The organism is Paenibacillus sp. FSL E2-0151 (genome assembly GCF_037993015.1).
In the GTDB taxonomy this organism is placed as follows: domain Bacteria; phylum Bacillota; class Bacilli; order Paenibacillales; family Paenibacillaceae; genus Paenibacillus; species Paenibacillus amylolyticus.
This window is the reverse complement of the sequence record NZ_CP150308.1, coordinates 5,925,979-5,947,364: the sequence shown is the minus strand read 5'-3', so window position 1 is coordinate 5,947,364 and position 21,386 is coordinate 5,925,979. Positions and strand designations below refer to the sequence as shown.

Annotated in this window: 18 protein-coding genes; 13 read left to right on the top strand and 5 right to left on the bottom strand. The window is 45.4% G+C overall.

The window, feature by feature from the left end:
• Positions 1 to 83: 83 nt before the first annotated feature.
• A complete protein-coding gene (locus MHI55_RS26580; protein WP_127546582.1) occupies positions 84 to 1,226 on the bottom strand; it encodes a virulence factor in 1,143 nt (380 codons plus the stop codon).
• Between the two features lie 241 nt (positions 1,227 to 1,467).
• Here MHI55_RS26580 and MHI55_RS26575 point away from each other — a divergent pair, with 241 nt between their 5' ends.
• Positions 1,468 to 1,887, top strand: coding sequence for a hypothetical protein (locus MHI55_RS26575; protein WP_036606962.1), 420 nt, complete (start codon positions 1,468 to 1,470; stop codon positions 1,885 to 1,887).
• A gap of 49 nt (positions 1,888 to 1,936) precedes the next feature.
• On the opposite strand, the gene MHI55_RS26570 is transcribed toward MHI55_RS26575, so the two are convergent.
• Complete coding sequence (locus MHI55_RS26570; protein WP_036668013.1) at positions 1,937 to 2,635, bottom strand: response regulator transcription factor; 699 nt, start codon at positions 2,633 to 2,635, stop codon at positions 1,937 to 1,939.
• Between the two features lie 344 nt (positions 2,636 to 2,979).
• Here MHI55_RS26570 and MHI55_RS26565 point away from each other — a divergent pair, with 344 nt between their 5' ends.
• From MHI55_RS26565 to MHI55_RS26540, 6 genes are all read left to right on the top strand, one after another.
• A complete protein-coding gene (locus MHI55_RS26565) occupies positions 2,980 to 5,826 on the top strand; it encodes an ATP-binding protein (RefSeq protein ID WP_340387579.1) in 2,847 nt (948 codons plus the stop codon).
• A gap of 385 nt (positions 5,827 to 6,211) precedes the next feature.
• Positions 6,212 to 7,558: a cytochrome ubiquinol oxidase subunit I gene (locus MHI55_RS26560; RefSeq protein ID WP_036606964.1), complete on the top strand. Its 1,347-nt coding sequence runs from the start codon at positions 6,212 to 6,214 to the stop codon at positions 7,556 to 7,558.
• Positions 7,555 to 8,589 carry a cytochrome d ubiquinol oxidase subunit II gene (locus tag MHI55_RS26555; RefSeq protein ID WP_076328904.1) on the top strand — a complete coding sequence of 345 codons (1,035 nt, stop codon included), beginning with the start codon at positions 7,555 to 7,557 and terminating at the stop codon, positions 8,587 to 8,589. Before MHI55_RS26560 ends, MHI55_RS26555 begins: the two co-directional genes overlap by 4 nt.
• 32 nt (positions 8,590 to 8,621) lie before the next feature.
• A complete protein-coding gene (locus tag MHI55_RS26550; protein WP_340387577.1) occupies positions 8,622 to 8,795 on the top strand; it encodes a hypothetical protein in 174 nt (57 codons plus the stop codon).
• 71 nt (positions 8,796 to 8,866) lie between these two features.
• Entirely contained in the window at positions 8,867 to 9,913 is a 1,047-nt protein-coding gene (locus MHI55_RS26545; protein ID WP_340387575.1) for an MBL fold metallo-hydrolase, read from the top strand.
• Between the two features lie 215 nt (positions 9,914 to 10,128).
• On the top strand, positions 10,129 to 11,754 hold the full coding sequence (locus MHI55_RS26540; RefSeq protein WP_076253592.1) for an ATP-binding cassette domain-containing protein: 1,626 nt from the start codon (positions 10,129 to 10,131) through the stop codon (positions 11,752 to 11,754).
• A gap of 113 nt (positions 11,755 to 11,867) precedes the next feature.
• On the opposite strand, the gene MHI55_RS26535 is transcribed toward MHI55_RS26540, so the two are convergent.
• On the bottom strand, positions 11,868 to 12,056 hold the full coding sequence (locus MHI55_RS26535; RefSeq protein ID WP_017692261.1) for a hypothetical protein: 189 nt from the start codon (positions 12,054 to 12,056) through the stop codon (positions 11,868 to 11,870).
• 290 nt (positions 12,057 to 12,346) lie between these two features.
• On the opposite strand from MHI55_RS26535, the gene MHI55_RS26530 reads away from it, so the two are divergent.
• On the top strand, positions 12,347 to 13,234 hold the full coding sequence (locus MHI55_RS26530) for a cation diffusion facilitator family transporter (RefSeq protein ID WP_036606974.1): 888 nt from the start codon (positions 12,347 to 12,349) through the stop codon (positions 13,232 to 13,234).
• Between the two features lie 91 nt (positions 13,235 to 13,325).
• Here the strand turns inward: MHI55_RS26530 and MHI55_RS26525 are convergent, their stop codons facing one another.
• Positions 13,326 to 13,793, bottom strand: a complete 468-nt coding sequence (locus MHI55_RS26525; RefSeq protein ID WP_339185723.1) for a hypothetical protein — start codon at positions 13,791 to 13,793, stop codon at positions 13,326 to 13,328.
• 373 nt (positions 13,794 to 14,166) lie between these two features.
• Positions 14,167 to 14,331: a DUF1328 domain-containing protein gene (locus MHI55_RS26520; RefSeq protein WP_017692264.1), complete on the bottom strand. Its 165-nt coding sequence runs from the start codon at positions 14,329 to 14,331 to the stop codon at positions 14,167 to 14,169.
• A gap of 220 nt (positions 14,332 to 14,551) precedes the next feature.
• Between MHI55_RS26520 and MHI55_RS26515 the strand changes: the two genes are divergently transcribed.
• From MHI55_RS26515 to MHI55_RS26495, 5 genes are all read left to right on the top strand, one after another.
• A complete protein-coding gene (locus MHI55_RS26515; RefSeq protein WP_036606976.1) occupies positions 14,552 to 15,061 on the top strand; it encodes a DUF948 domain-containing protein in 510 nt (169 codons plus the stop codon).
• Positions 15,062 to 15,128: 67 nt separating this feature from the next.
• On the top strand, positions 15,129 to 15,662 hold the full coding sequence (locus tag MHI55_RS26510; protein ID WP_036606978.1) for a hypothetical protein: 534 nt from the start codon (positions 15,129 to 15,131) through the stop codon (positions 15,660 to 15,662).
• A gap of 94 nt (positions 15,663 to 15,756) precedes the next feature.
• On the top strand, positions 15,757 to 16,101 hold the full coding sequence (locus tag MHI55_RS26505) for a general stress protein (RefSeq protein ID WP_017692267.1): 345 nt from the start codon (positions 15,757 to 15,759) through the stop codon (positions 16,099 to 16,101).
• Positions 16,102 to 16,442: 341 nt separating this feature from the next.
• Entirely contained in the window at positions 16,443 to 17,612 is a 1,170-nt protein-coding gene (locus MHI55_RS26500; protein ID WP_339185727.1) for a fused response regulator/phosphatase, read from the top strand.
• Positions 17,609 to 21,334 (top strand): response regulator, encoded by a 3,726-nt coding sequence (locus MHI55_RS26495; protein ID WP_076253594.1) that lies wholly within the window; start codon positions 17,609 to 17,611, stop codon positions 21,332 to 21,334. The genes MHI55_RS26500 and MHI55_RS26495 overlap by 4 nt, the downstream gene beginning before the upstream one ends.
• The last annotated feature ends 52 nt before the right edge of the window (positions 21,335 to 21,386 follow it).

The following is a 21,386-nucleotide window of genomic DNA, read 5'->3' as shown; positions in this document are numbered from 1 at the left end:
CTGTTTAGTAAACAGACAATCAGTATAACGCGCATGGTTTTCCAGTGCAATAACAATTGTTGGATATGAGGTCTGAGAGACGACTATTCCTCTTTTTTGTTACGGCCAGCCATCTGCTGCCATACCGTTCCAGCAGCCTGTTCGCCCGATTCGATCCGCTCCAGAGCCATCTTGGCCTGCAGGCTGACTTCAAATTCAGGATCATCGGCTGCAACGCGCAACGCTTGCTCTGCTTCTTCAGTTCCGACCTCATAGAGAAAACGTGCTGCACGCCAGCGTACAAGTTTACTTTTATCGGATAACGTAGCTGTCATGGCTGGAGTGGCGGCAGGATCACCGATATCCGACAAGGTATCCCCGGCAGTCCGGCGTACCGCAGGAGAACTGTCCTGAAGTGCTTCATACAGCAGTTCCATCGCTTCCGGTGTACGAATGTCACCCAGGTATACGACAGCCAAGCGACGTATCTGCATTTTATTGTCATGCAAGGCATGGGCTACGAGAGGCAGTCTTTCTGCCGTAGGCTCCATGCTGTCAAATGCCGCATAGCGAACATTCCAGTCTTCGTTTCGCAGAGCCTCTTCAAGTTCGGCTCCATCCAATTCACGGCGGCGCTCGACGAACTCTTCGGATTTGGTACCATGTTCAATGGCCTGTTTAATGACTTGCTCCAGCCGTTCCGGCGGGTAAGCGGCTTCCAATTCCTGCTCGACTTCACGTGCAATATCAGGCAATTCACCATATCGAACACCGTAATCACTCAGTTTACGTTCTTTGATCATCGTTGCACTGGCGACTTCTGTTACGGCTTTGACAAAGCGGTCTGACAACGAAATTCGTTCTTCCTTGACCCCGGCCTTGACCCTAATTTGCATCGGTACACCTCGGAAGAATTGTACAAATACCTGTGCTTCTCCGAAGTGCTCGCCTGAACCATCTTCGGATTCAATCCAGTCCAGATCGATGCCGTGCTGTCCAAGGCGATTTTGGACTTCGCCCAAGATAACGGACCAGTCGGCATTCCCTTTACGATCAAGTGCGACAAAGTCTGTTGTGTGGAACACACTCTTTACACCGGGAATATGAAGCATCTGGCGAATGAACGCCGGAGCAGATCGTTCGTTGTCCAGTGTATATGTTTTGCGAATTCCGTCCTCCAGACGTTCATCGAGATGTAACATCATCGTATTTGGACTCGGTGTTGGTTCAATGGAAACAATATTCATCAATGTAACCTCCTATAGTACCAGATTCATCTTTAACTTCCCGTAAATTAAATCACACGGGTATTTCTCTATTTTACATCAATGTGTGGAATCTGCGAAATCATCCAGAAGTGAAGTGGACGTGTCTAACACTTAATGTGAAGAAGTGCGAAATTTGTTAACACTTCTTTCATGTTCACGCACAAACATTTTTAAACGAAAATTGGCACAATAAAGATAAGAATCAACTGGAGGTATACCTATGGAACCCATTACCGTGCTCTCGGATGGAAAACGTCGTATTGCATATGAGAATATTATTCAATTGTTCACGAACTGGATTGAGGACTCAACATCTGGTTCTGCGATAGAAACACATCGGGGAAGTTGGGAAAATGCCCGTTATTGTATTGTTGATTATCAGGTTGCCGAAGAAGCGGTGTCAGCAGCAAATGCCATTCGGGCTTTTATGCCACAACTTCCGTTACTAGTCATTACGGATTTCCAATCCCTTATTCGTAAGCGTCACCTGCAAGAAATTACAGGTACGGGTGAGATGAAGATGATTCTCTGGAATGAGCAAGACCCGAATCAACTCATCAAGGATATGGAAAATTGGTTTCATTCTTCGTCTATCCATAACTCAAAAATAGCCATACCACCCATCTTATCCATGAGATAAAAGAGGGATATGGCCAAAAGTGTTTAACTGTTTAATCGTTACGATCGTATTAGATCACATATTTATAGCCTGTTCCCCAAACCGTCTTAATATAACGTGGGTTCTTGGGGTCAGGCTCAATTTTTTTACGCAGACTTGAGATATGAACATCAATAGTACGATCCAGATAGGCGCGTTCGGAGCCTTTGATCCGATCCATCAATTCATTGCGGGTGAACACTTTGCCCGGATTTCGGTACAATTCCTTCATAATCTCAAATTCAATATGAGTGACCTCGATTTCAACGCCATCCACAAACAGAGTTCTCCTGTATTCATTCACATTCACATGTCCAGTAACCTCTGCCTGCTTATCTTCTTTTACCGGTTTATCCTTATAGGAAATGATTGATCTTCGCAGGAGTGCTTTAATCCGGGCATCCAACTCTTTCAAACTAAATGGTTTGCACAGAAAGTCATCCGCACCGTTATGCAATGCACGAAGTCGATCATTCAGCATGGTGCTTGCCGAGATCATCAGAATGGGCACAGTGGAGTGCTGGCGAAAGGCTTCTACGAGATCATTTCCATCCATTTCAGGAAGCATGAGATCCGTTACAACAATATCCGGCTGGAATTGTGGAAACAGTTGAAGTGCCTCGCGGGCATGATGAACCCGTTCAGTGATGTATCCTTCCTCCTCAAGAAAGAAAGCAATCATGTCGGCCAGATTTTTCTCATCTTCTATAAGAAGTACTTTGATAGTCATAGGGTCACACTCCTGGTGAAAATAATATGTTAAGAAAATGCTAAAAAAACAAGGTGAATTGCGAATAAATACCGCAAATTTTTTAATGTTTCTATCCCAAAATATAGGATGTATATGTAGAGAAAGAATACGCTTTTTGAATGAACTTCAATATTCTAGCATGAATGTAGTTTGGTTGCCGATCAATCAGAATTTCCCAAAGCTACACCAAGTACTAATTACAGTATAATGGATCAGAACGAGTTAAGGGGAAAAAAGTAATATTGTATCCGCTTAAGTTTATAGGGGGAACCAACGTTGTTGTTGAAAACAGAAGAAAAAATGGTCCATGAGGGCAATTGCTTATGGATCGTATAAAGGTAAGACTTATGCTAGATTGGGTCGTGTTGAAGCTGAGAATACCCTGGATTGGGACCAGCATTCTGATCATTCTGGGCTCATTAAGCACTATTTTTCCGTTTACTTTATTCTATGGTGTACAGTTTATGATTGGTAGCGCGGCAGCACTCATTGCTCTTCGTTTGCATGGGGCCATCTATGGATTTGTCACCCTTACAGTTATCCATCTCCTGAATACCGTCTTTGTCGGCTTTGTGCCGCACAATTTAACTGTCATGCTTGCCCACTTCATGGAATTAATTTGGATGCTCGGTTGGCAGATCCGCTGGAAGAATGGCAGCTTAATCAAGGCTGATGCTGTCTTTTGGGTAGTGATGTTACTTCCTGTTATCTATGGCGGGCATTTTATGTTGGGTCTAAATATAGACGATTTGAAGTATGAGTATATGTATATTGCTGTGATTGGTATGGTGAATGCGCTGATTGCGGGAATTGTAGTTGATTTTTGGATCACCACGGGTGAACACAAATCAAAACGCATGGGAACCATTCCACTAACAAGAATTGCGTTTAAATACGTAGTCGCCTTTGTGGTATTTGTTTCTCTCGTACTGTTATCCGCAGATAGCCGCAGACAATTGGGGCAAATGAATGATGCCATATTACGTGATATGAAATATGCAGCAACTGCGGTTGTTCAGGATCTTGATGAAGAGTACGTTACCTCTGAGAATATGGATCAGAATATGGCGCGTTATCATCATCTACTGGGTGTGAATGTGATTCTGCTGAATCGCAATGATACAGTCGTCGCTTCTGGTTTGAATACACTACAGGTGGGCGAGTATCTGGACATGGACAGATTCCGTCTTCTGAAGTCGAGGGATAACCTCATTCTGTTAAGTTCCGCAAATATCCATTACAGCGATGTATTGAATCATTGGAAACAAGCCTCTTTTATCTATGAAGCAGAAATGACAAGGTTAACACCTTATCGGGTATTCATTGTGACTGACTCGTCCGAGTATTACCCCCGAATCGAATCCATTTATCTGACCACGCTGCAATCCCTGTTCATCATCATCGTGGCTTCCATGATCGTAGCGGCTCCTCTCAGCAGTAAGGTTGTTAGCCCGCTGTTAAGACTGACCCGAATGACAGGCTCTCTTCCGAGACTGCTGTTTCGAAATGGGAAGATGGAGTGGCCAACCAGCCATGTAACCGAAGTACAGATCCTGATTGGTAATTTGCGCAAAATGGCCGATGTGCTGCTGGAACAATTCGAACAGATTCGTCACGACAAGTTAACGCTGGAGGACAGGGTTATCGAGCGTACCAAGGAACTCAAGAATAGTGAAGAGGTCAAACGTGCCATTATTGAATCCTCTATTGATGCGATTATCGCTGTGGACTCCAATGGGCTGATCGTTGAGTTTAATCCGGAGGCTGAAAGAATGTTTGGATTGCGTCGGGAAGAAGTGATCCTGCACAAGGAAGCGCCATCTCTTTTTCAAGGGGCCAGCTGCAAGGAGATCAAGAATTTGCTGGAGCGATTTGAATATGTTGAAGGTAAAAGATACACCATCGTTGAAGAAATTTCAGGTATCCGACGGGATGGTTCCGTATTTCCGATTGAGTACAAAATTGTTGAGATCCAGTTGGGCAAAAATGAGACATTATATAACCTGTTTATTAAGGATATTACGGAGCGGACCAGAGCAGAAGAAGATCGTGTACGTCATGCCCTTGCGCTGGAGAAGCTGAACTCGGAGTTGTTCAATGAGAAGATTGCCATCCAGGAACAGCGAGATATCAGTGAGCAATTTATTGAATCCGTACGAGAAGGGCTCGTGATGTCTGATCGATCAGGTACCATAACCATCGTCAATCGAAGGATAGAAGAGATGTTTGGTTTGGGTGATTTTATGGGCAGATCCATTGAGGATTTGGCGCAGGCGATTGATACGATGGTATTAACGGACAACTTCAATCTGATGGAACAGACGAGAGCATTCCTGAATGGAGAAACGGCGTTTATCGAGACCGAATTTATATTCAATAATGTGGATAAAAGTGTATTTTCCTTGTACATGAAGCAGATGGATGTCCCCGGTAAAAACCATGGGTTTCTGCTGGTGTTCCGTGACCGAACAGGAGAAGAACGGCTGGATCGGATGAAAAATGAGCTGATCAGTGTGGTATCTCATGAGCTTCGAACGCCTGTAGCCACCATTATGGGATATGTGGAACTTATGATGATGTATGACCTTCCGGCAGCTCAACAGCGGGAATTCATGCAGACCATCTCTTCGGAGGGCAAGCGGCTGAGCAGTTTGCTCGATGATGTACTCGATATTCAGCGCCTCGACAACGAAGGTATGACTTATCACATGACGTATGTACCGCTGGTGGAGTTGGTAGAAGGGGTTGCCGAACAGTGGAATATGAAGTCTGCCCAACGTATCTACGTGCATACGTTTAATGGAGACTTCTTTGCTTATGCGGACCAGAACAGGATGGTTCAGGTTCTGCATAATCTGGTGGGCAATGCAGTTAAGTATTCTCCGGGAGCCGATCGTATTGATATTACGTTATGGGAAGAAGAGGAATGGTTATGTCTTGATGTGCGTGATTACGGAATAGGTATTGCGGAGCAAGAGAAGGACATGCTGTTTAATAAATTCTATCGGGTCGATAATTCGGATCATCGGCAGATTGGTGGAACAGGAATTGGGTTGTACATTTCCCGTAAAATTGTAGAGGATCACAAGGGTACGCTGACTTTTATATCTGCACCGGACAAAGGAAGTACGTTCAAGGTCAGACTGCCCAAGCAGGACGTATTGGTGTGAATTTAAGATTGGATGAAGAAATGTATTTCACTTTTTTTATGAACCAAGTTTATGTACGAGACCTACGAATAGAGCCTTTGCCCTTCAGCGCGTGAGCGTGATAAGGGGAAAGGCTTTTTTTGTTTTTCAATTTCCCCGGATAAAAAAACAACTTCTTTTGCAAACTGTCTATAGAGCCATAATTTGCATCCCGTGCAAAAGGAGGACGGCAGGTATATGTTCCGTAAACAAGAGAAAACACTCATTATCGTCTGTCTGGTTGCAGCTGTGGTTGTGCTGTATGCCGTTGTGAAGAGCATCATCCGAATCATGAGTTATTGAGATACACGTTCAAGCAGAGTAACTGCTGTCGTACATAACGATTATGTGAAAGAGGAGTGTAACCATGTCATCCCTGGACCCTGTTTTGCTCAGCCGGATACTAACCGGCCTTACCCTGTTTGTACACATTATTTTTGCCTCTATTGGTGTAGGTGTTCCACTTATGATTGCCTTGGCCGAGTGGCGAGGACTCCGAACCAATGATATGCATTACACCTTGCTGGCACGCCGGTGGGCACGAGGTTTTGTCATCACCGTTGCCGTGGGCGTTGTTACAGGCACCTCGATCGGATTACAGCTCAGTCTGCTGTGGCCGATGTTTATGCGGGTAGCGGGGCAGGCAATCGCCCTGCCGCTGTTCATGGAGACGTTTGCCTTTTTTATAGAGGCGATCTTTCTTGGAATTTACCTCTATACGTGGGATCGTTTCAAAAAGAAATATACGCATATGCTGCTGTTGATTCCGGTAGCTCTCGGCTCATCTGCATCTGCGATTTTTATTACAACGGTGAACTCCTTCATGAACCAGCCTCAGGGATTTACCCTGATTAATGGCATCATGAAAGACATTCATCCGATTGCTGCCATGTTGAATCCGGCAACGCCAACCAAAGTGTCCCATGTACTCGCCTCATCCTACACCTTGAGTGCAGGTATCCTGGCGGGGATAGCCGCCTTCAGTTTGCTTCGGGGACGGGATCATGTGTATTACAAAAAAGCACTGAAACTCACGACGGTATCTGCGCTCGTATTTGCCATTAGTACCGTCATGATCGGCGATTCCTCCGGTAAATTTCTTGCGAAATATCAGCCGGAGAAGTTGGCTGCCGCAGAATGGCATTTCAAGACGATGAAAGAGGCACCGCTCGTTTATGGGGGGATTTTGGATGAGAACAATGAAGTGAAATACGCGATTGAGATTCCCTATGCACTTAGCATTTTGGCGGGGAATCGTCCCGATACGGAAGTGAAAGGTCTCGAAGAATTTCCGGCGGATCTGAGGCCACCACTGTCCATTCATTATATGTTCGACCTGAAGGTCACAACGGGAGTAATCATCCTGATGATTCCTGTGTTATATGTATTGCGGCGCTGGTTGCCAGGGCGTAAGCCATACCCCAAATGGCTGTTGCTTGGCATCGTCTTGCTGGGGCCTCTGGCCATGATTGCGATCGAGTTGGGGTGGATGTTCGCTGAAGTGGGCAGGCAGCCTTGGATCTTACGCGGATATATGAAGGTGGCGGAAGCGGCCACGACGTCAACTTCGGTAGGATGGATGTTAGTGTTGTTCATCTTGCTGTATCTGATCCTGTGTTTCTCGTGCATTCGGGTACTCAGCAAGCTGTTCCGCAACAAGGAAGCAGAGAAGGAACTAGAGTCTCTGGGGCTTGAAGGAGGGATCGTGCATTGAGTTTCGAAATTGCAGGCATCGCAATATTGTGGACGTTTTTGTTCGGTTACTTGATCGTTGCGTCGATTGATTTTGGCGCCGGGTTCTTCAGCTTTTATAGCATTTTGACCGGGCATGAGAACAAAATTCATAACATCATTCAGCGCTACCTGTCTCCCGTGTGGGAAGTGACGAATGTGTTTTTGATCTTTTTTGTGGTCGGACTGGTCGGGTTTTATCCGGACAGCGCCTTTTATTACGGGACGGCTTTGCTGGTTCCGGGTTCCCTGGCCATTGTACTGCTTGCGATCCGGGGCGTGTATTACGCCTACAATACCTATGGCAATCATGGGCAGAACAGCCGGATCTATATGGCATTGTACGGGGCGACGGGATTGCTGATTCCAGCCGTGTTCTCCACCATTTTGGCAATATCCGAAGGCGGGATCATTGAAGAGGTGGGCGATCAGGTGTTTTTTCGCTGGCGTGAATTTTTGACGAATCCCTATACCTGGTCGGTTGTTTTGCTTGCACTGGTTAGTGTGCTGTACATCTCGGCGATGTTTCTTTCCTATTATGCAAAACGGGCGGGGGATGAGCCAGCATATGAGGTGCTTCGAGAGTACGCGCTGCTCTGGAGTTTGCCTACCATTTTTGCAAGCTTTCTGGCTTTTCTGCAGATTAACAAACAGAATCCCGCACACTTTGAGCAGATGGTGAATATTTCGTGGATGTTCATCGCTTCGTTTATTTGTTTTGTCATTGCCGTGTCGCTGGTGTGGAAAAGTAAATATCTGGGTTGGTGTTTTGTTGCTGTCATGCTTCAGTTTGCCTTTGCCTGGTATGGTTACGGGCGATCCCACCTTCCGTACATTCTGTATCCTTACATCAATATTTACGACGGCTTTACGAATCGCACGATGGGGATTGCGCTCATTACAGCGTTTAGTCTGGGGTTACTCGTGCTCATTCCTTCGCTTGTGCTGATTATGAAGCTGTTCCTGTTTGATGCCAATTATGTGCGCGGTAATTCTGGTAAAAAGAAAGGATGAGTCTGTTCATGCACCCAAACATGTTCTTACTCATGACTCCCTTGATGGACCCACTATCTACTGAGGGAGTCACGGGGATACCCGGTATAACCGGATTGAGCTTTTTTGAGACATTCACCATTATGTACGCCCCTCCACTGATCATTGCGGCTGCTATTGTCTTTCTGTTTGTATATCTGGCCGTATATAAGAACCCAAAGGATTGATTGGTTGGTACGTCCATTCCCGTTTGGGGTAATCTGTTGTTAAGAAATGAGGAAGGGAGGAGGGCCCTTTCATGCCGAAAATCCGTTATAACAATATCGATAATGTAAGTACGGACAAAACGCTGAAGGAATTCAAACAATGGAGGGAGCAACGGCGGAGCAAAGTGAAGGACTACTCCTACACCGTGCCCAAACACCCGCCTGAACTGGATTATCTGCATGCCAACCGGGATGACACAAGTATTACCTGGATTGGTCACTCCACGTTTTTCATTCAATATTATGGATTAAACATCGTGACTGACCCGGTGTGGGCCGAAAAAATGGGATTTCAACGCAGGCTCGGTGCCCCCGGCATTCCGATTCAGGATATTCCACCGTTGGATGTGATTCTGATATCCCATTCCCACTATGATCATCTGCATCTGGCTTCCTTGCGTAAGCTGATTACAGCCAAGACGTTGCTCATCGTACCCGATGGTCTGAAGCGCAAGATGATTCGCAAAGGATTTCATCGATGCCAGGAGATGAAATGGTGGGATCATATGACACTTGGCGGAGTCAAAATAACTTTTGTTCCTGCACAGCACTGGACGCGCCGAACGTTGTTTGACACCAATACGTCCCATTGGGGCGGTTATGTATTGGAATCGAATCATTCGGCAACGACTTCAGCAACGGAAAGTGTTGCAACAACGAGCAATCAGGATGAATCATCCACGGAATCAGGGAAGAACGAAACATTCAAAACATCAGGCGGTCCGCCTGTGTTGTATTTTGTGGGTGATACAGGTTACTTCCAGGGTTTCAAAACGATTGGAGAACGCTTTGACATTGGTGTTACCCTGATGCCCATCGGTGCCTACGATCCGGAATGGTTCATGACTTCTCAGCATGTGACACCCGAAGAAGCGCTGCAGGGGTTCGTTGAATCCGGCTCACAGCTCATGGTGCCAATGCATTACGGCACATTCAAGCTGGCGGATGATACGCCCAAGGAAGCGCTGGATCGGCTGGAAGTTGAACGTGAACGTTTAGGCATTGGTAAAGAGCGGATTCGGGTGCTTGGTCATGGCGAAACACTCCGCATTCACCACGAGGAAGGTAAACAGGACTAACAAAAGTGAGCCAAATATGTTAATGTAGGGGTATGCCTGCATGAACAGTACATTTACCAAATCTTTAATAAGTAAAAAGCGGCCAATTTTCGAATTTGCCGCTTTTTTGTGTTATAATATGGTGCCAGAATAGGCATCGGGATATTGAATCCATGATTTACGCAACTTGCTATTCATGCAGTATGCAGATTAACCAATAAAGGATGGTATGCTTAATGATCAGTACAAGCGGCATCACGCTCCGCTACGGAAAACGTGCACTTTTTGAAGATGTAAATATCAAATTCACGCCAGGGAACTGTTACGGCCTGATCGGCGCCAACGGAGCCGGCAAATCAACATTCTTGAAAATTTTGTCTGGTGAGATTGAAGCCAACTCGGGAGAGGTGCACATCACCCCGGGCGAACGTATGGCCGTTTTGAAGCAAAACCACTTTGAATATGATGAGTATCCGGTTCTCGAAACGGTAATTATGGGTCATAGTCGTCTGTATTCCATCATGAAAGAGAAGGATGCTTTGTATGCGAAGGCAGACTTCACAGAAGAAGACGGTTTGCGTGCAGGTGAGCTTGAAGGGGAATTCGCTGAGCAAAACGGCTGGGATGCTGAACCAGATGCAGCGGCGCTCCTGATCGGTCTTGGCATTGTTCGTGACATGCATGACAAAAAAATGATAGAGCTGAGCGGAAACGAAAAAGTCCGTGTATTGCTGGCACAAGCGTTGTTTGGCCGTCCAAACAACCTGTTGCTCGATGAGCCTACCAACCACTTGGATCTCGAATCCATTCAATGGCTGGAGAACTTCCTGATGGATTATGAAGGTACCGTTATTGTGGTATCCCATGACCGTCACTTCCTGAACAAGGTATGTACGCATATCGCAGATATTGACTTCGGTAAAATCCAGATGTACGTAGGTAACTATGACTTCTGGTATGAGTCCAGCCAATTGGCACTTGCTCTGCAGCGGGATGCCAACAAGAAAAAAGAAGAGAAGATTAAAGAGCTGCAAGCCTTTATTCAACGTTTCTCTGCGAACGCTTCGAAGTCCAAACAGGCGACTTCCCGGAAGAAAACACTCGACAAAATCACATTGGATGACCTTCGTCCATCCAACCGTAAATACCCGTTTATCAACTTCAAGCCTGAACGTGAAGCAGGTAAACAATTGCTGACGGTAGATCGTATTGACAAATCCATCGATGGTGTGAAAATGTTGAATGATGTGAGCTTTGTGGTGAACAAAGGTGACAAAATTGCATTTGTTGGCCCGAACGGAAATGCCAAATCACTGTTATTTGATATTCTCATGGGTGAAACCGAAGCAGATAGCGGCGAATATACTTGGGGTATAACTACGACTCAGGCTTATTTCCCGAAAGACAACTCTCAGTATTTTGACGGTGTAGACATCACTCTCGTGGATTGGCTCCGTCAGTATTCGAAAGATCAGGATGAAACGTATCTGCGTGGATTCTTGGGCCGTATGCTGTTCTCCGGTGAGGAGTCCCAGAAGAAGGCTAGCGTACTCTCCGGGGGGGAGAAGGTTCGTTGTATGCTGGCGAAAATGATGCAGACAGGTGCAAACGCACTGATTCTGGATGAGCCAACGAACCACTTGGATCTTGAATCCATCACAGCACTGAATAACGGTATGATTGACTTTGACGGCACAATGCTGTTTACATCCCATGACCATCAGTTCATCCAAACGATTGCTAACCGGATTATCGAAATTACGCCAACAGGCATCATCGATCGCCAAATGAGCTATGACGAATATCTGGAAAGTGATGAAATTAAAGAACTGCGCAATAAAATGTATCCGGTAGAAGCTTAATCTAAGCATCATCTGCGGCACATGATTATAGGAACACCAAAGAACCGCAAGCCTCTGTGAAGAGGGCTTGCGGTTCTTTTTGTAATTCAATGGTTTCTCGGCGGCTTTAAGACCTAAGATCCACCAGTACGGCGACGTTGGTTGTTAGGCTTTTTGTTGTTTTGACTCTTCATCGCTTTAGGTCCGCCTTCAAAGTAGGCGCTGGATTGGTTACCAGAATTTGCTTGTTCTTTCTTTTGCGCCAGTTTTTGGCGTATAGCATCCTGCAAACTGACCTTTTTCGGTTCGTTATTTTCGCTCATCGTTATTTCCCTCCCGGTCTTACAGTGAGCCGTCCAGATTGGACGGGATGTACCTATTTTATACGTTTTATAAAAGCCCCACAAGGGCAACCTGATAAAATGCTCAAAACCTTTGGTTTTACCCAGGCCAACATTTTTTCTCAATAACTACAGCCCTGCCGTCTGGCAACTTTGTTTCGGCTTGCCTACAGCAATGCAACCTGGCAACACTGTTTCTGTAGACCCACACGCTCCGCATTTGGTAACATGGAAAAACCGTAATACGAAACGTTAAAGGGGTGTCGCCCGGTTTGAACGCTTATGAAGAAATTCGAAAAGGGGAGCGAGGGGCTTGGGTTAGTATCGTAGCCTATCTCGTCTTGTCCGCTTTTAAGCTGATCTGTGGATATTTATTTGCTTCCAGCGCCTTGCTGGCCGATGGTTTTAATAACCTTACAGATATTGTAGCATCCATTGCTGTATTGATTGGGCTTCGGATCTCCCAGAAACCACCTGATTCGGATCATGCCTATGGTCATTTTAGAGCGGAGACGGTTGCTGCTTTGGTAGCTTCATTTATTATGGCTATGGTTGGGCTGCAAGTATTGGTTGAAGCCGTTCGCTCCTGGTATGAAGGAGCCTTTGTTGCTCCAAACCTGTGGGCGGCAGCGGTGGCTGTAGTCTGTGCTGTGGTGATGTTAGGCGTGTACCGTTACAATCACCGTCTGGCAAAACAAATTAATAGTCAGGCTCTGATGGCTGCGGCGAAAGATAATCGTTCCGATGCCTGGGTCAGCATAGGCGCTGCAATTGGAATTATAGGTGCGCAGTTTGGACTTCCATGGCTGGATAAAGTAGCTGCCATTGCTGTAGGTCTGTTGATCTGCAAAACGGCTTGGGAGATTTTTCGGGATTCTACACATCGTCTTACCGACGGATTTGACCAGAAGGAACTGACGGATCTCAGATCCTCCGTAGCACGCGTTCCCGGTGTTGAGATGATCAAGGACGTGAAGGCACGTGTGCACGGCAGTCATGTACTTGTGGATGTAGTCATTGAAGTGGACGGAGGCCTAAGCTTGATTGAAGGCCATCAGATCTGTGACCGTGTTGAAGAGCGGTTGAAGCGATCGCATAACATCATGCATGTACATGTACATGTGGAACCAAAGACGGAAGAAGTCACAAGGAACCCTTGAACAGGGAGTGAACATCTTGGAAAATGAAAAGAGGACAGCCGCGATTGTGCGTGCTGTCCTCTTTACTTATCGTTAGAACGATTATACGATGTTATTGAATGGCAACGTGGATCCACGCTTTGCCTTTCCAAGTGTATACTTGTACCCACTCGCCGCCATCGAATCCATCAACCACTTCACCTGTTGTATCGATGACTTGGGAACCTAATGCACCGATTGGTTTACCGTTAGGTGCATCATAGAACCAAGTGCGCTCCAGAAGGTTCAGCAACATCGTTGGTGTCAGTACTTCATCACCTGGTTTTACGAGTGGCTCTTCAAACATTTTGTCATCTGTGCCGTAGGTTGCCCCAGTTACCGTCTCAGCAGTACCCTCTACTGTTTCTACAGCAGGTTTGTTGACTTCAACAGCTGGAGTTGTTGTGGTCGTTGTCGTTGTTGTAGCCTCAGTTCCTGTTTCCGGATTTACCGTTCCAGTAACCGCTTCCTCCGCACCCGCAGCGGCAGCCATCGAACCCATCAACGTTAAAGCAGCGGCAAAACTTACGATTTTTTTCATTTTGTTTTTCCTCCTCGGTAGGTATGTAAAATGTTGTCCTGATTACAAGTAACCAAGCAAGCACCCTTATGAATCACAAATTATAACAATATTTTCTTGCATTCTCCAGTGTCAACTGGCTCATATGTGGGTATATAGAAAGCCTGTAAATATCATACTTCAGTGGGATAAAACCGGGTTGGCTATCTCAAAAAGGTCCTGTTTTTTTTGGGATTCATACGAGAGCGGATTGGAATAAAGCAGAAGGGAGTGCAATACATAATATAGAAAAGTTGACCTATGCCTGAACGCACAAAAGCCAATCGGCTTGGGAGCACGATCGGCTTTTGTATGTAATCGTTTAGTAAACACTCAGACATATCAGAGCCTGAGGTTATCGCATTCGGCTACGTCCCGTAATCAGGGAGATTACGAACAGTACAACAAAGATGAAGAAGAGTACTTTCGCGATTGAAGCAGCTGCTTCAACAATACCGAAGAATCCAAAAATACCTGCTACCAGTGCAATAATTAGAAATAATACAGACCATTTCAACATAAGTATTCATCCTTTCGTATAATTGATTGTGGAGTGAGTTGTGTTCACCTCACCGCCTTGTGTAGTCTAACTTTAACCGAGTGCTAACCGCTTGAAACATTGGTTTTTTTTCCAAGCGAAGGCATATATGAAGGGATATATAATATTGTTTCGTCCGGGAAATCGCCGGGTAACTATAGCAATAACAAACTGATGCACATATGGAAAGAGAGGTTCTTCTATGATCTATCAAATTAGCGTGGCCCTGATTGCAGTGGCATTTGCAGTACTGGTATTCTTTTTAATTCGTACCTTGAAATCCGCTCAGGGTTCTTTGGACAATGTCTCACAGACATTGCAGGAGGTACAGAAAACCATTGACGAACTTAGTTATGAAGTGAAGCAGACGGTAAGACATGCCAATGATATTACGGTGGATGTACAACACAAAATGAAAAAAATTGATCCTGTTATGGAATCTGTTGAGAATCTGGGAGAAGTGTTGAATGAAGTGACGGCAGCAGCCAAACAAGTTTCCACAACGCTGATGGCGAAATTTCAGACCAAACGTAACAACGCTGAACAGACCAAGCATGCTGAAGCGGTTCATGTAACTGCACCGCCTGCTACATCAACGGATCGTACCCTGCAATCCTATGAAGCTACATATAATGGTGAAGCTAAGGGCGGGAAAAACTGGATGAAGTATGTTGATGTTGCAGCGAATGTATGGCAACGGATGCGCAAGTAACATGACCGCTTTATAACCATGAAGAGGCCTTCAGAGCGGTGATGAACCTGATGAAAGGGTGAGAATCATGATGAAACTACTGCTTGTGATGTTTAGCGTAATTTCTCCCTTTTCCGTTCAACCGGCAGCGGTACCCGCTGCTCACGATATGCAATGGACGGCAATGGAAGAGAAGGCGTCAGAGGTAACTCTGGCTGTTGATCGATCCGAGACTTTCCAGCATTTTCGGACTCTGAATGGCATTTCTCTGGATGACACCATGGATGATTTGTTGGCCAATAAGGGCCAGCCGGGGCATAAGCAGGAAGATCCTTATCTGGGATGTCCTGAATATCACTTTCATGATGTGAAGGTTGGCTTGTGTGAAGATACGGATGTCATTCAATATGTGCATATCGATGCATCTGAGAATCACATCATGTTAAACGGAAAGAGAATTGAGATGAATATTGAAGCGATCCATCATGCTCTCGGGAAACCTTATTATGTGGCAGAGGACGGAGAAGTGTTTCTCCGTGGAGACCAGGCTCTGAAGGTATATATGAAGTCAGGATCTCATCAGATTGAAGGCATTGATCTTTTTGATGACACAGTTTCCTAGGATTGGTTATTACCAAATCGTTTCAAACCCATATAGTATGGTTATATACTAAGTAGCTTGATACAGAAGATTAAATCAGAGGAGAGTGGAAACGATGAATTCAACCAATGAGCAAGCTTATGCAAAAGTGGTAGAAAACGGAGTCCAGGCGGTAGAAGCGGTGAAAGAATTGCAGATTACCGGATACCTTGCTGATCAAATCTTTGTTCTCGCCCATGAGAAGGATCGTACAGATCGAATTGCCGATACAGCAGATGCCAAAGAAATTGGCATAAAGGAAGAAGGCGTATTTGATTCCTTGGCGAATCTGTTCCGCTCACGTGGTGATGAACTCCGGGCCAAAATTGTTTCGATGGGGTTTACCGAAGCCGAAGCGGACTTCTACGAGAGTGAACTCGACAAAGGTAAAGTACTCGTTATTGCTAAAAAGAAAGATTAACCCGATAAGTTGAAGTTTGCTGAACATGGACAAGCTTCTGAATCATTTATGTAAAATGCTTAATCAAAAACATAGATAAGGAATGGGGCTTTTCCCATTCCTTATCTATGTTTTTGCAAGTTTGGAAGCGGGATCAGGACGCTGCAAAAACAGGGTGAGTCGCGGGGATATTCCCCTACGATGGTGCCATTTACTGATAGAAGTTTTTTGTTTTTACGATTATAGTTATACTAGGAATTATTATGTCTACTGCCGTTTTGTATGCAAAATTTGTATAATCAACGTTTGTTTTAACCTAATAAGAATCGACAAACCCGGACGCCACAGATAAGGAGATATCAATGAGAATACTTATTGTTGACGACAATCCGACGAATGTCATTATCATTCGAGAAATTCTGAAAAAAGAAAACTATCGTGACATTGTAACGGCGAGTTCCGCCATGGAAATGTTTGAAGTGTTGGGAATTGGGGAGGAAAGCAACGAACTTCGTCCAAGACCGTCGGATATTGACCTGATTTTGCTAGATATGATGATGCCCGAGATGGACGGTATCGAAGCCTGCAGTATTGTGCAGAAATTTGAGAATCTGAAGGATATACCGATTATTATGGTGACTGCCATCGGAGACTCCAAGAAACTTGCCGAAGCATTGGATGCAGGTGCATCTGACTATGTGACCAAACCGATTAATAAAGTCGAACTGATGGCCAGAATTCGACTCGCACTTCGTTTGAAACAGGAGAAGGATTGGCATAAAGAGCGTGATCAACGTATTCAGGATGAGCTCAAGTTGGCAGCGATGGTCCAAAATGCTGTATTAAGTCCGGCAATTAGGGACCCGTTGTTCCAAGTGCATGCCATCTATAAACCATCCTTTGAGCTTGCGGGTGATCTGTATTCTTGGTACCCCCTTGGGGAAGGCCGTTACGGAGTACTGCTGCTCGACATGATGGGACACGGGATATCTTCATCCCTGTTTACCATGTTTATCGCTTCTGTGTTGAAAGATACGGTTACCACTTATGTGGATCCAGAGAAGGTCATTCAAGAGTTGAACCGTCGTTTTAACCAGCTCCATCTGGAAAAACAATTGGTGCAGTATTATTTCACGGCAATTTATCTGGTCGTTGATACACGGATGAAACGTATTGATTATGTTAATGCGGGGCATCCACCTGCTTTATTTTTCCGAAACGACGGCAGTGTCACCACATTTGACAGCGTCTGCTGTCCTGTTGGTTTATTTGACAAGATGGATATTGAACCACAAACGATCCATTATGAGGGTGACGGGCATATTGCACTCTATACGGATGGATTATTGGAAGCTGTTCAGGGCGGGCAGGAAGAACAACATGAATTCCTGATCGAAAAACTGACCGGCTCACATCAGTGGAATGAAGCTGCTATGCAGGCCATGTTTTTTGACGACGAAATTCCCCAGGAGCGGGATGATGATAAATGTCTGGTCTGGATTACTTTGAATAAAGGGGCGGGGGCTGAATGAAGATCAGGAATAAACTGCTGATTGGTTTTACCGCTCTGATGGCCATTTTGATCGTGCTCACGTTTGTGAGTTATGAACGGTTAAACAGCAGTAATCAACAGATTGATCAGATGTATCAGGAACGTTATCTCAAAGTAAGGTTCACTTCTGCTGCACGTGGAGAGGTCAATGATATAGCCAAAGTGCTGGCTAACTTGTTATTGAATCCGAACAATTCGATTAATGCTGCTGAGGGTGACCTGAAGGAGATGAAGGATCGGGGGGATGGTTACCTCGCAGAAGTGAGAAACCGGGCAGACAGTGCACCTGAACATCAACTGGTGGATCGTGTGAATACGGCGTGGACCGCTTATACATCTTATGCAACGAGACAGATCAACCTGATGTCCCAAAACCGGGTAGAAGATGCGAATAACTACCGCAATTCAACAGGACTCGCGGTGCAAAAAGAAACTGTGGATAGTTTGAATGCTCTTTCACGTTATCAGGACCAAGAGATTGATGCTGAGATCAAGAACGCTAACGAAGCGTATACGAGAGCAGTACAGATCACGATAAGTATCATGATTGCCGGGTTGTTGCTTGCATTGGGTGTCATTCTGTGGGTGCTGCCGAGTATTACACGGGGTCTGAACACTGTATCTATGATGATTACCAGCTTTGGTAAAGGGCGTTACCGAACCATTCGGCGCATACAGGTCAAATCAACCGATGAGATTGGTCAGATTGCCAGTGTGTTCAAGGATGTATCCAGTGATCTGGAAGAAAAACTGGAGATCGAGAGGGCTTATGTGCAGGCTCAGCAGGATCAAAACTGGATGAGTTCGAACATCGCAAGAGTCCCGGAGCTGCTTCGGGGGATTGGCTCCATTCGCCAAATTTCACAGATGTTTATCAGTGAGTTCACACCTGTGCTTGGTGCTCAGTTGGGTGTCGTCTATCTGATCGATGAGGAGAAACATCCCGACGAACTGAGACGTTACGGTGCATACGCATTTGAAGAGAACGAAGATGTTGGTAAGGAAATGTATCGCATCGGGGAAGGCCTGATTGGTCAAGCCGCGCTGGATATGACACCGATTATTCTGGAAAATACGCCCGAAGATTACGTGCATATTGGTTCAGCTTCAGGCTCAACACGTGCTGCGGGTATCATGATCTATCCTGTCGTGTTTGAAGATGAACTGATTGGTGTAGTTGAAGTGGCTTCCTTTGAAGGTTTCAATGAACTGCACAAGCAGTTATTCACACAACTGATTATGAACCTGGGCGTAATTTTGAACAACGTTCGACGTCGTTTGCGTGTGGAGGAGCTGCTACGTGAATCCCAGGCACTGACTGAGGAACTGCAGGTTCAATCGGAAGAATTGCAGACACAGCAAGAAGAACTTCGTCGTTCCAATGAGAATCTGGAGGAGCAGACAGAGGCGCTTAAACGATCTGAGGAGTTGCTACAGCGTCAGCAGGAAGAACTGGAACATTTTAATACGGAACTCATTGCCAAGACGCGGGCGCTTGAAGAGCAGGTGCGTGAAGTTGAAGAGAAAAATGACGAAATTGAGAAAACGAAGACACAGTTGGAACAGCAAGCTACACAGCTGTCGATGACAAGCAAGTACAAGTCCGAATTTTTAGCGAATATGTCACATGAACTCCGTACACCATTGAACAGTCTGCTCATATTGTCCCAGTTATTGTCGGAGAACAAAGGTGGAAATCTGACTGACAAACAGCAGGAATATGCGCAAACCATCTACATGTCGGGCGCGGATCTGCTGAAGATGATTGATGAGATTCTGGATCTGTCCAAGGTGGACGCAGGTAAGATGGATATCAATTATGAGACCGTACGAATGGAAGAGCTGACCAGCTTTGTTCAGCAGAACTTTGGACCGATGGCGAACAAAAAGGAACTGAACTTGAATATTGATTTCGACAGCGATCTACCGGAATGGGTGTACACCGACAGCCATCGCGTCAAACAGATTTTACGGAATTTGTTGTCGAACGCATTTAAGTTCACCAATCGAGGTTCGGTTAGTCTAATTGGACGACGGATGAAACCGGAAGAACTGCCGGGTTATATGAACACCAATCAGGAATATCTCGGATTCAGTGTAAAAGACACCGGCATTGGTATTCCATCGGACAAGACGGATCTGATCTTTGAAGCGTTCCAGCAAGTAGACGGGACCACAAGTCGGAAATACGGTGGAACTGGTCTGGGATTGTCCATTAGCAGGGAACTGGCACGTTTGCTTGGTGGTGCAATACAGGTGGAATCATCCGAGGGAGAAGGTAGCTGCTTTACCTTATACCTGCCGGATAATCATGAAGAGGAAGCCTTGGCGGAGGAAGGTGCTTCAAGAGAAGCGGCTGTTTCCTCAGAGGATCTTTATGAAAAGTCCATCGAAGCACGGACCATGCTTTCAAGTCATCAGTCCATTCTCTCTCCTGATCCGGAGCGTAGCGTGGGTACAGATCTTTCTCCTTCCCATACTCCAGATGTCACGCAGATCGAAGATGATCGGGAGAATCTGATGGAAGGTGACAAAATCCTCCTCATCATTGAGGATGACGTGAACTTTGCACATATTTTGATGGATATGGCGAGAGGAAGAGGATTCAAAGCTCTTGTTGCCCTTCAAGGTGATAAAGGACTTGAAATGGCACGTCAATATTTGCCGGATGCCATTATCCTGGATATTCAATTGCCGGTGATGGATGGTTGGACCATTCTGGGCGAGCTGAAGAGCAGTTCGGCAACACGCCACATTCCGGTTCATGTGATTTCAGTCATTGATGATATGAAGCAAGGTCTGATGATGGGTGCCATTGCGTATCTGAAAAAACCTTCGAGCAAGGATTCACTGGATAAAGCATTCTCGCATATCAAATCATATACTGAGAATCAATTGAAACGACTGTTGATCGTCGAAGATGACGAAATTCAGCGTAAAGCCATTATTGAATTGATTGGTCATGATGATGTTGCAATCACTGCTGTGTCGACAGGTAGTGAGGCGTTAAATGAATTACACAGCCAGCGTTATGACTGCATGGTACTGGATCTGATGTTAACGGATATGACCGGTTTTGAGTTGCTCGACCAGATTCGTGATGATGAATATCTGAACGATCTGCCGATTATAATTTATACAGGCAAAGAACTGGATTCCAAGGAAGAAATGAAGCTGCGCAAATATGCGGAATCCATCATTATCAAAGATGTGAAGTCACCGGAACGTCTGCTGGATGAGACCACTTTGTTCCTGCATCGGGTAGAAGCCAATTTGCCGGAAGACAAGCGTCGAATCTTACAGAAACTACACAACAAAGAAACGTTGTTTGAAGGCAAGAAAATATTACTTGTAGATGACGATATTCGTAACGTATTTGCCCTTTCAAGTGTTCTTGAAGGCTATCGGATGGATGTGACGTTTGCTGAGAACGGCCGAGAGGCTTTGGAGATTTTGGACAAAAATCCGGAATTTGATCTGGTACTGATGGATATGATGATGCCAGAGATGGACGGTTATGAAGCGATGACACGAATCAGACAGATCCCGCAGTTTGAAAAGTTGCCGATTATTGCGCTTACGGCCAAAGCCATGAAAGAGGATCGCGGCAAATGTATTGAGGCCGGAGCATCTGATTATGTGAAAAAACCGATCCAGACAGATCAATTGTTATCCTTAATGCGCGTATGGCTGTATTCGTAAGTTCATTATTCGTATGTTCATTGTTTGGGTAATGAAAGACAATACGACGAAT

What these genes read in the sequence shown, in the direction of transcription:
- MHI55_RS26510 (WP_036606978.1), top strand. Translation starts at nt 15,129, where the DNA reads ATGATGAAACTACTGCTTGTGATGTTTAGCGTAATTTCTCCCTTTTCC.
- MHI55_RS26550 (WP_340387577.1), top strand. Translation starts at nt 8,622, where the DNA reads ATGACTCCCTTGATGGACCCACTATCTACTGAGGGAGTCACGGGGATA.
- MHI55_RS26535 (WP_017692261.1), bottom strand. Translation starts at nt 12,056, where the DNA reads ATGAGCGAAAATAACGAACCGAAAAAGGTCAGTTTGCAGGATGCTATA.
- MHI55_RS26540 (WP_076253592.1), top strand. Translation starts at nt 10,129, where the DNA reads ATGATCAGTACAAGCGGCATCACGCTCCGCTACGGAAAACGTGCACTT.
- MHI55_RS26520 (WP_017692264.1), bottom strand. Translation starts at nt 14,331, where the DNA reads ATGTTGAAATGGTCTGTATTATTTCTAATTATTGCACTGGTAGCAGGT.
- MHI55_RS26575 (WP_036606962.1), top strand. Translation starts at nt 1,468, where the DNA reads ATGGAACCCATTACCGTGCTCTCGGATGGAAAACGTCGTATTGCATAT.
- MHI55_RS26565 (WP_340387579.1), top strand. Translation starts at nt 2,980, where the DNA reads ATGGATCGTATAAAGGTAAGACTTATGCTAGATTGGGTCGTGTTGAAG.
- MHI55_RS26560 (WP_036606964.1), top strand. Translation starts at nt 6,212, where the DNA reads ATGTCATCCCTGGACCCTGTTTTGCTCAGCCGGATACTAACCGGCCTT.
- MHI55_RS26495 (WP_076253594.1), top strand. Translation starts at nt 17,609, where the DNA reads ATGAAGATCAGGAATAAACTGCTGATTGGTTTTACCGCTCTGATGGCC.
- MHI55_RS26570 (WP_036668013.1), bottom strand. Translation starts at nt 2,635, where the DNA reads ATGACTATCAAAGTACTTCTTATAGAAGATGAGAAAAATCTGGCCGAC.
- MHI55_RS26525 (WP_339185723.1), bottom strand. Translation starts at nt 13,793, where the DNA reads ATGAAAAAAATCGTAAGTTTTGCCGCTGCTTTAACGTTGATGGGTTCG.
- MHI55_RS26580 (WP_127546582.1), bottom strand. Translation starts at nt 1,226, where the DNA reads ATGAATATTGTTTCCATTGAACCAACACCGAGTCCAAATACGATGATG.
- MHI55_RS26505 (WP_017692267.1), top strand. Translation starts at nt 15,757, where the DNA reads ATGAATTCAACCAATGAGCAAGCTTATGCAAAAGTGGTAGAAAACGGA.
- MHI55_RS26500 (WP_339185727.1), top strand. Translation starts at nt 16,443, where the DNA reads ATGAGAATACTTATTGTTGACGACAATCCGACGAATGTCATTATCATT.
- MHI55_RS26545 (WP_340387575.1), top strand. Translation starts at nt 8,867, where the DNA reads ATGCCGAAAATCCGTTATAACAATATCGATAATGTAAGTACGGACAAA.
- MHI55_RS26515 (WP_036606976.1), top strand. Translation starts at nt 14,552, where the DNA reads ATGATCTATCAAATTAGCGTGGCCCTGATTGCAGTGGCATTTGCAGTA.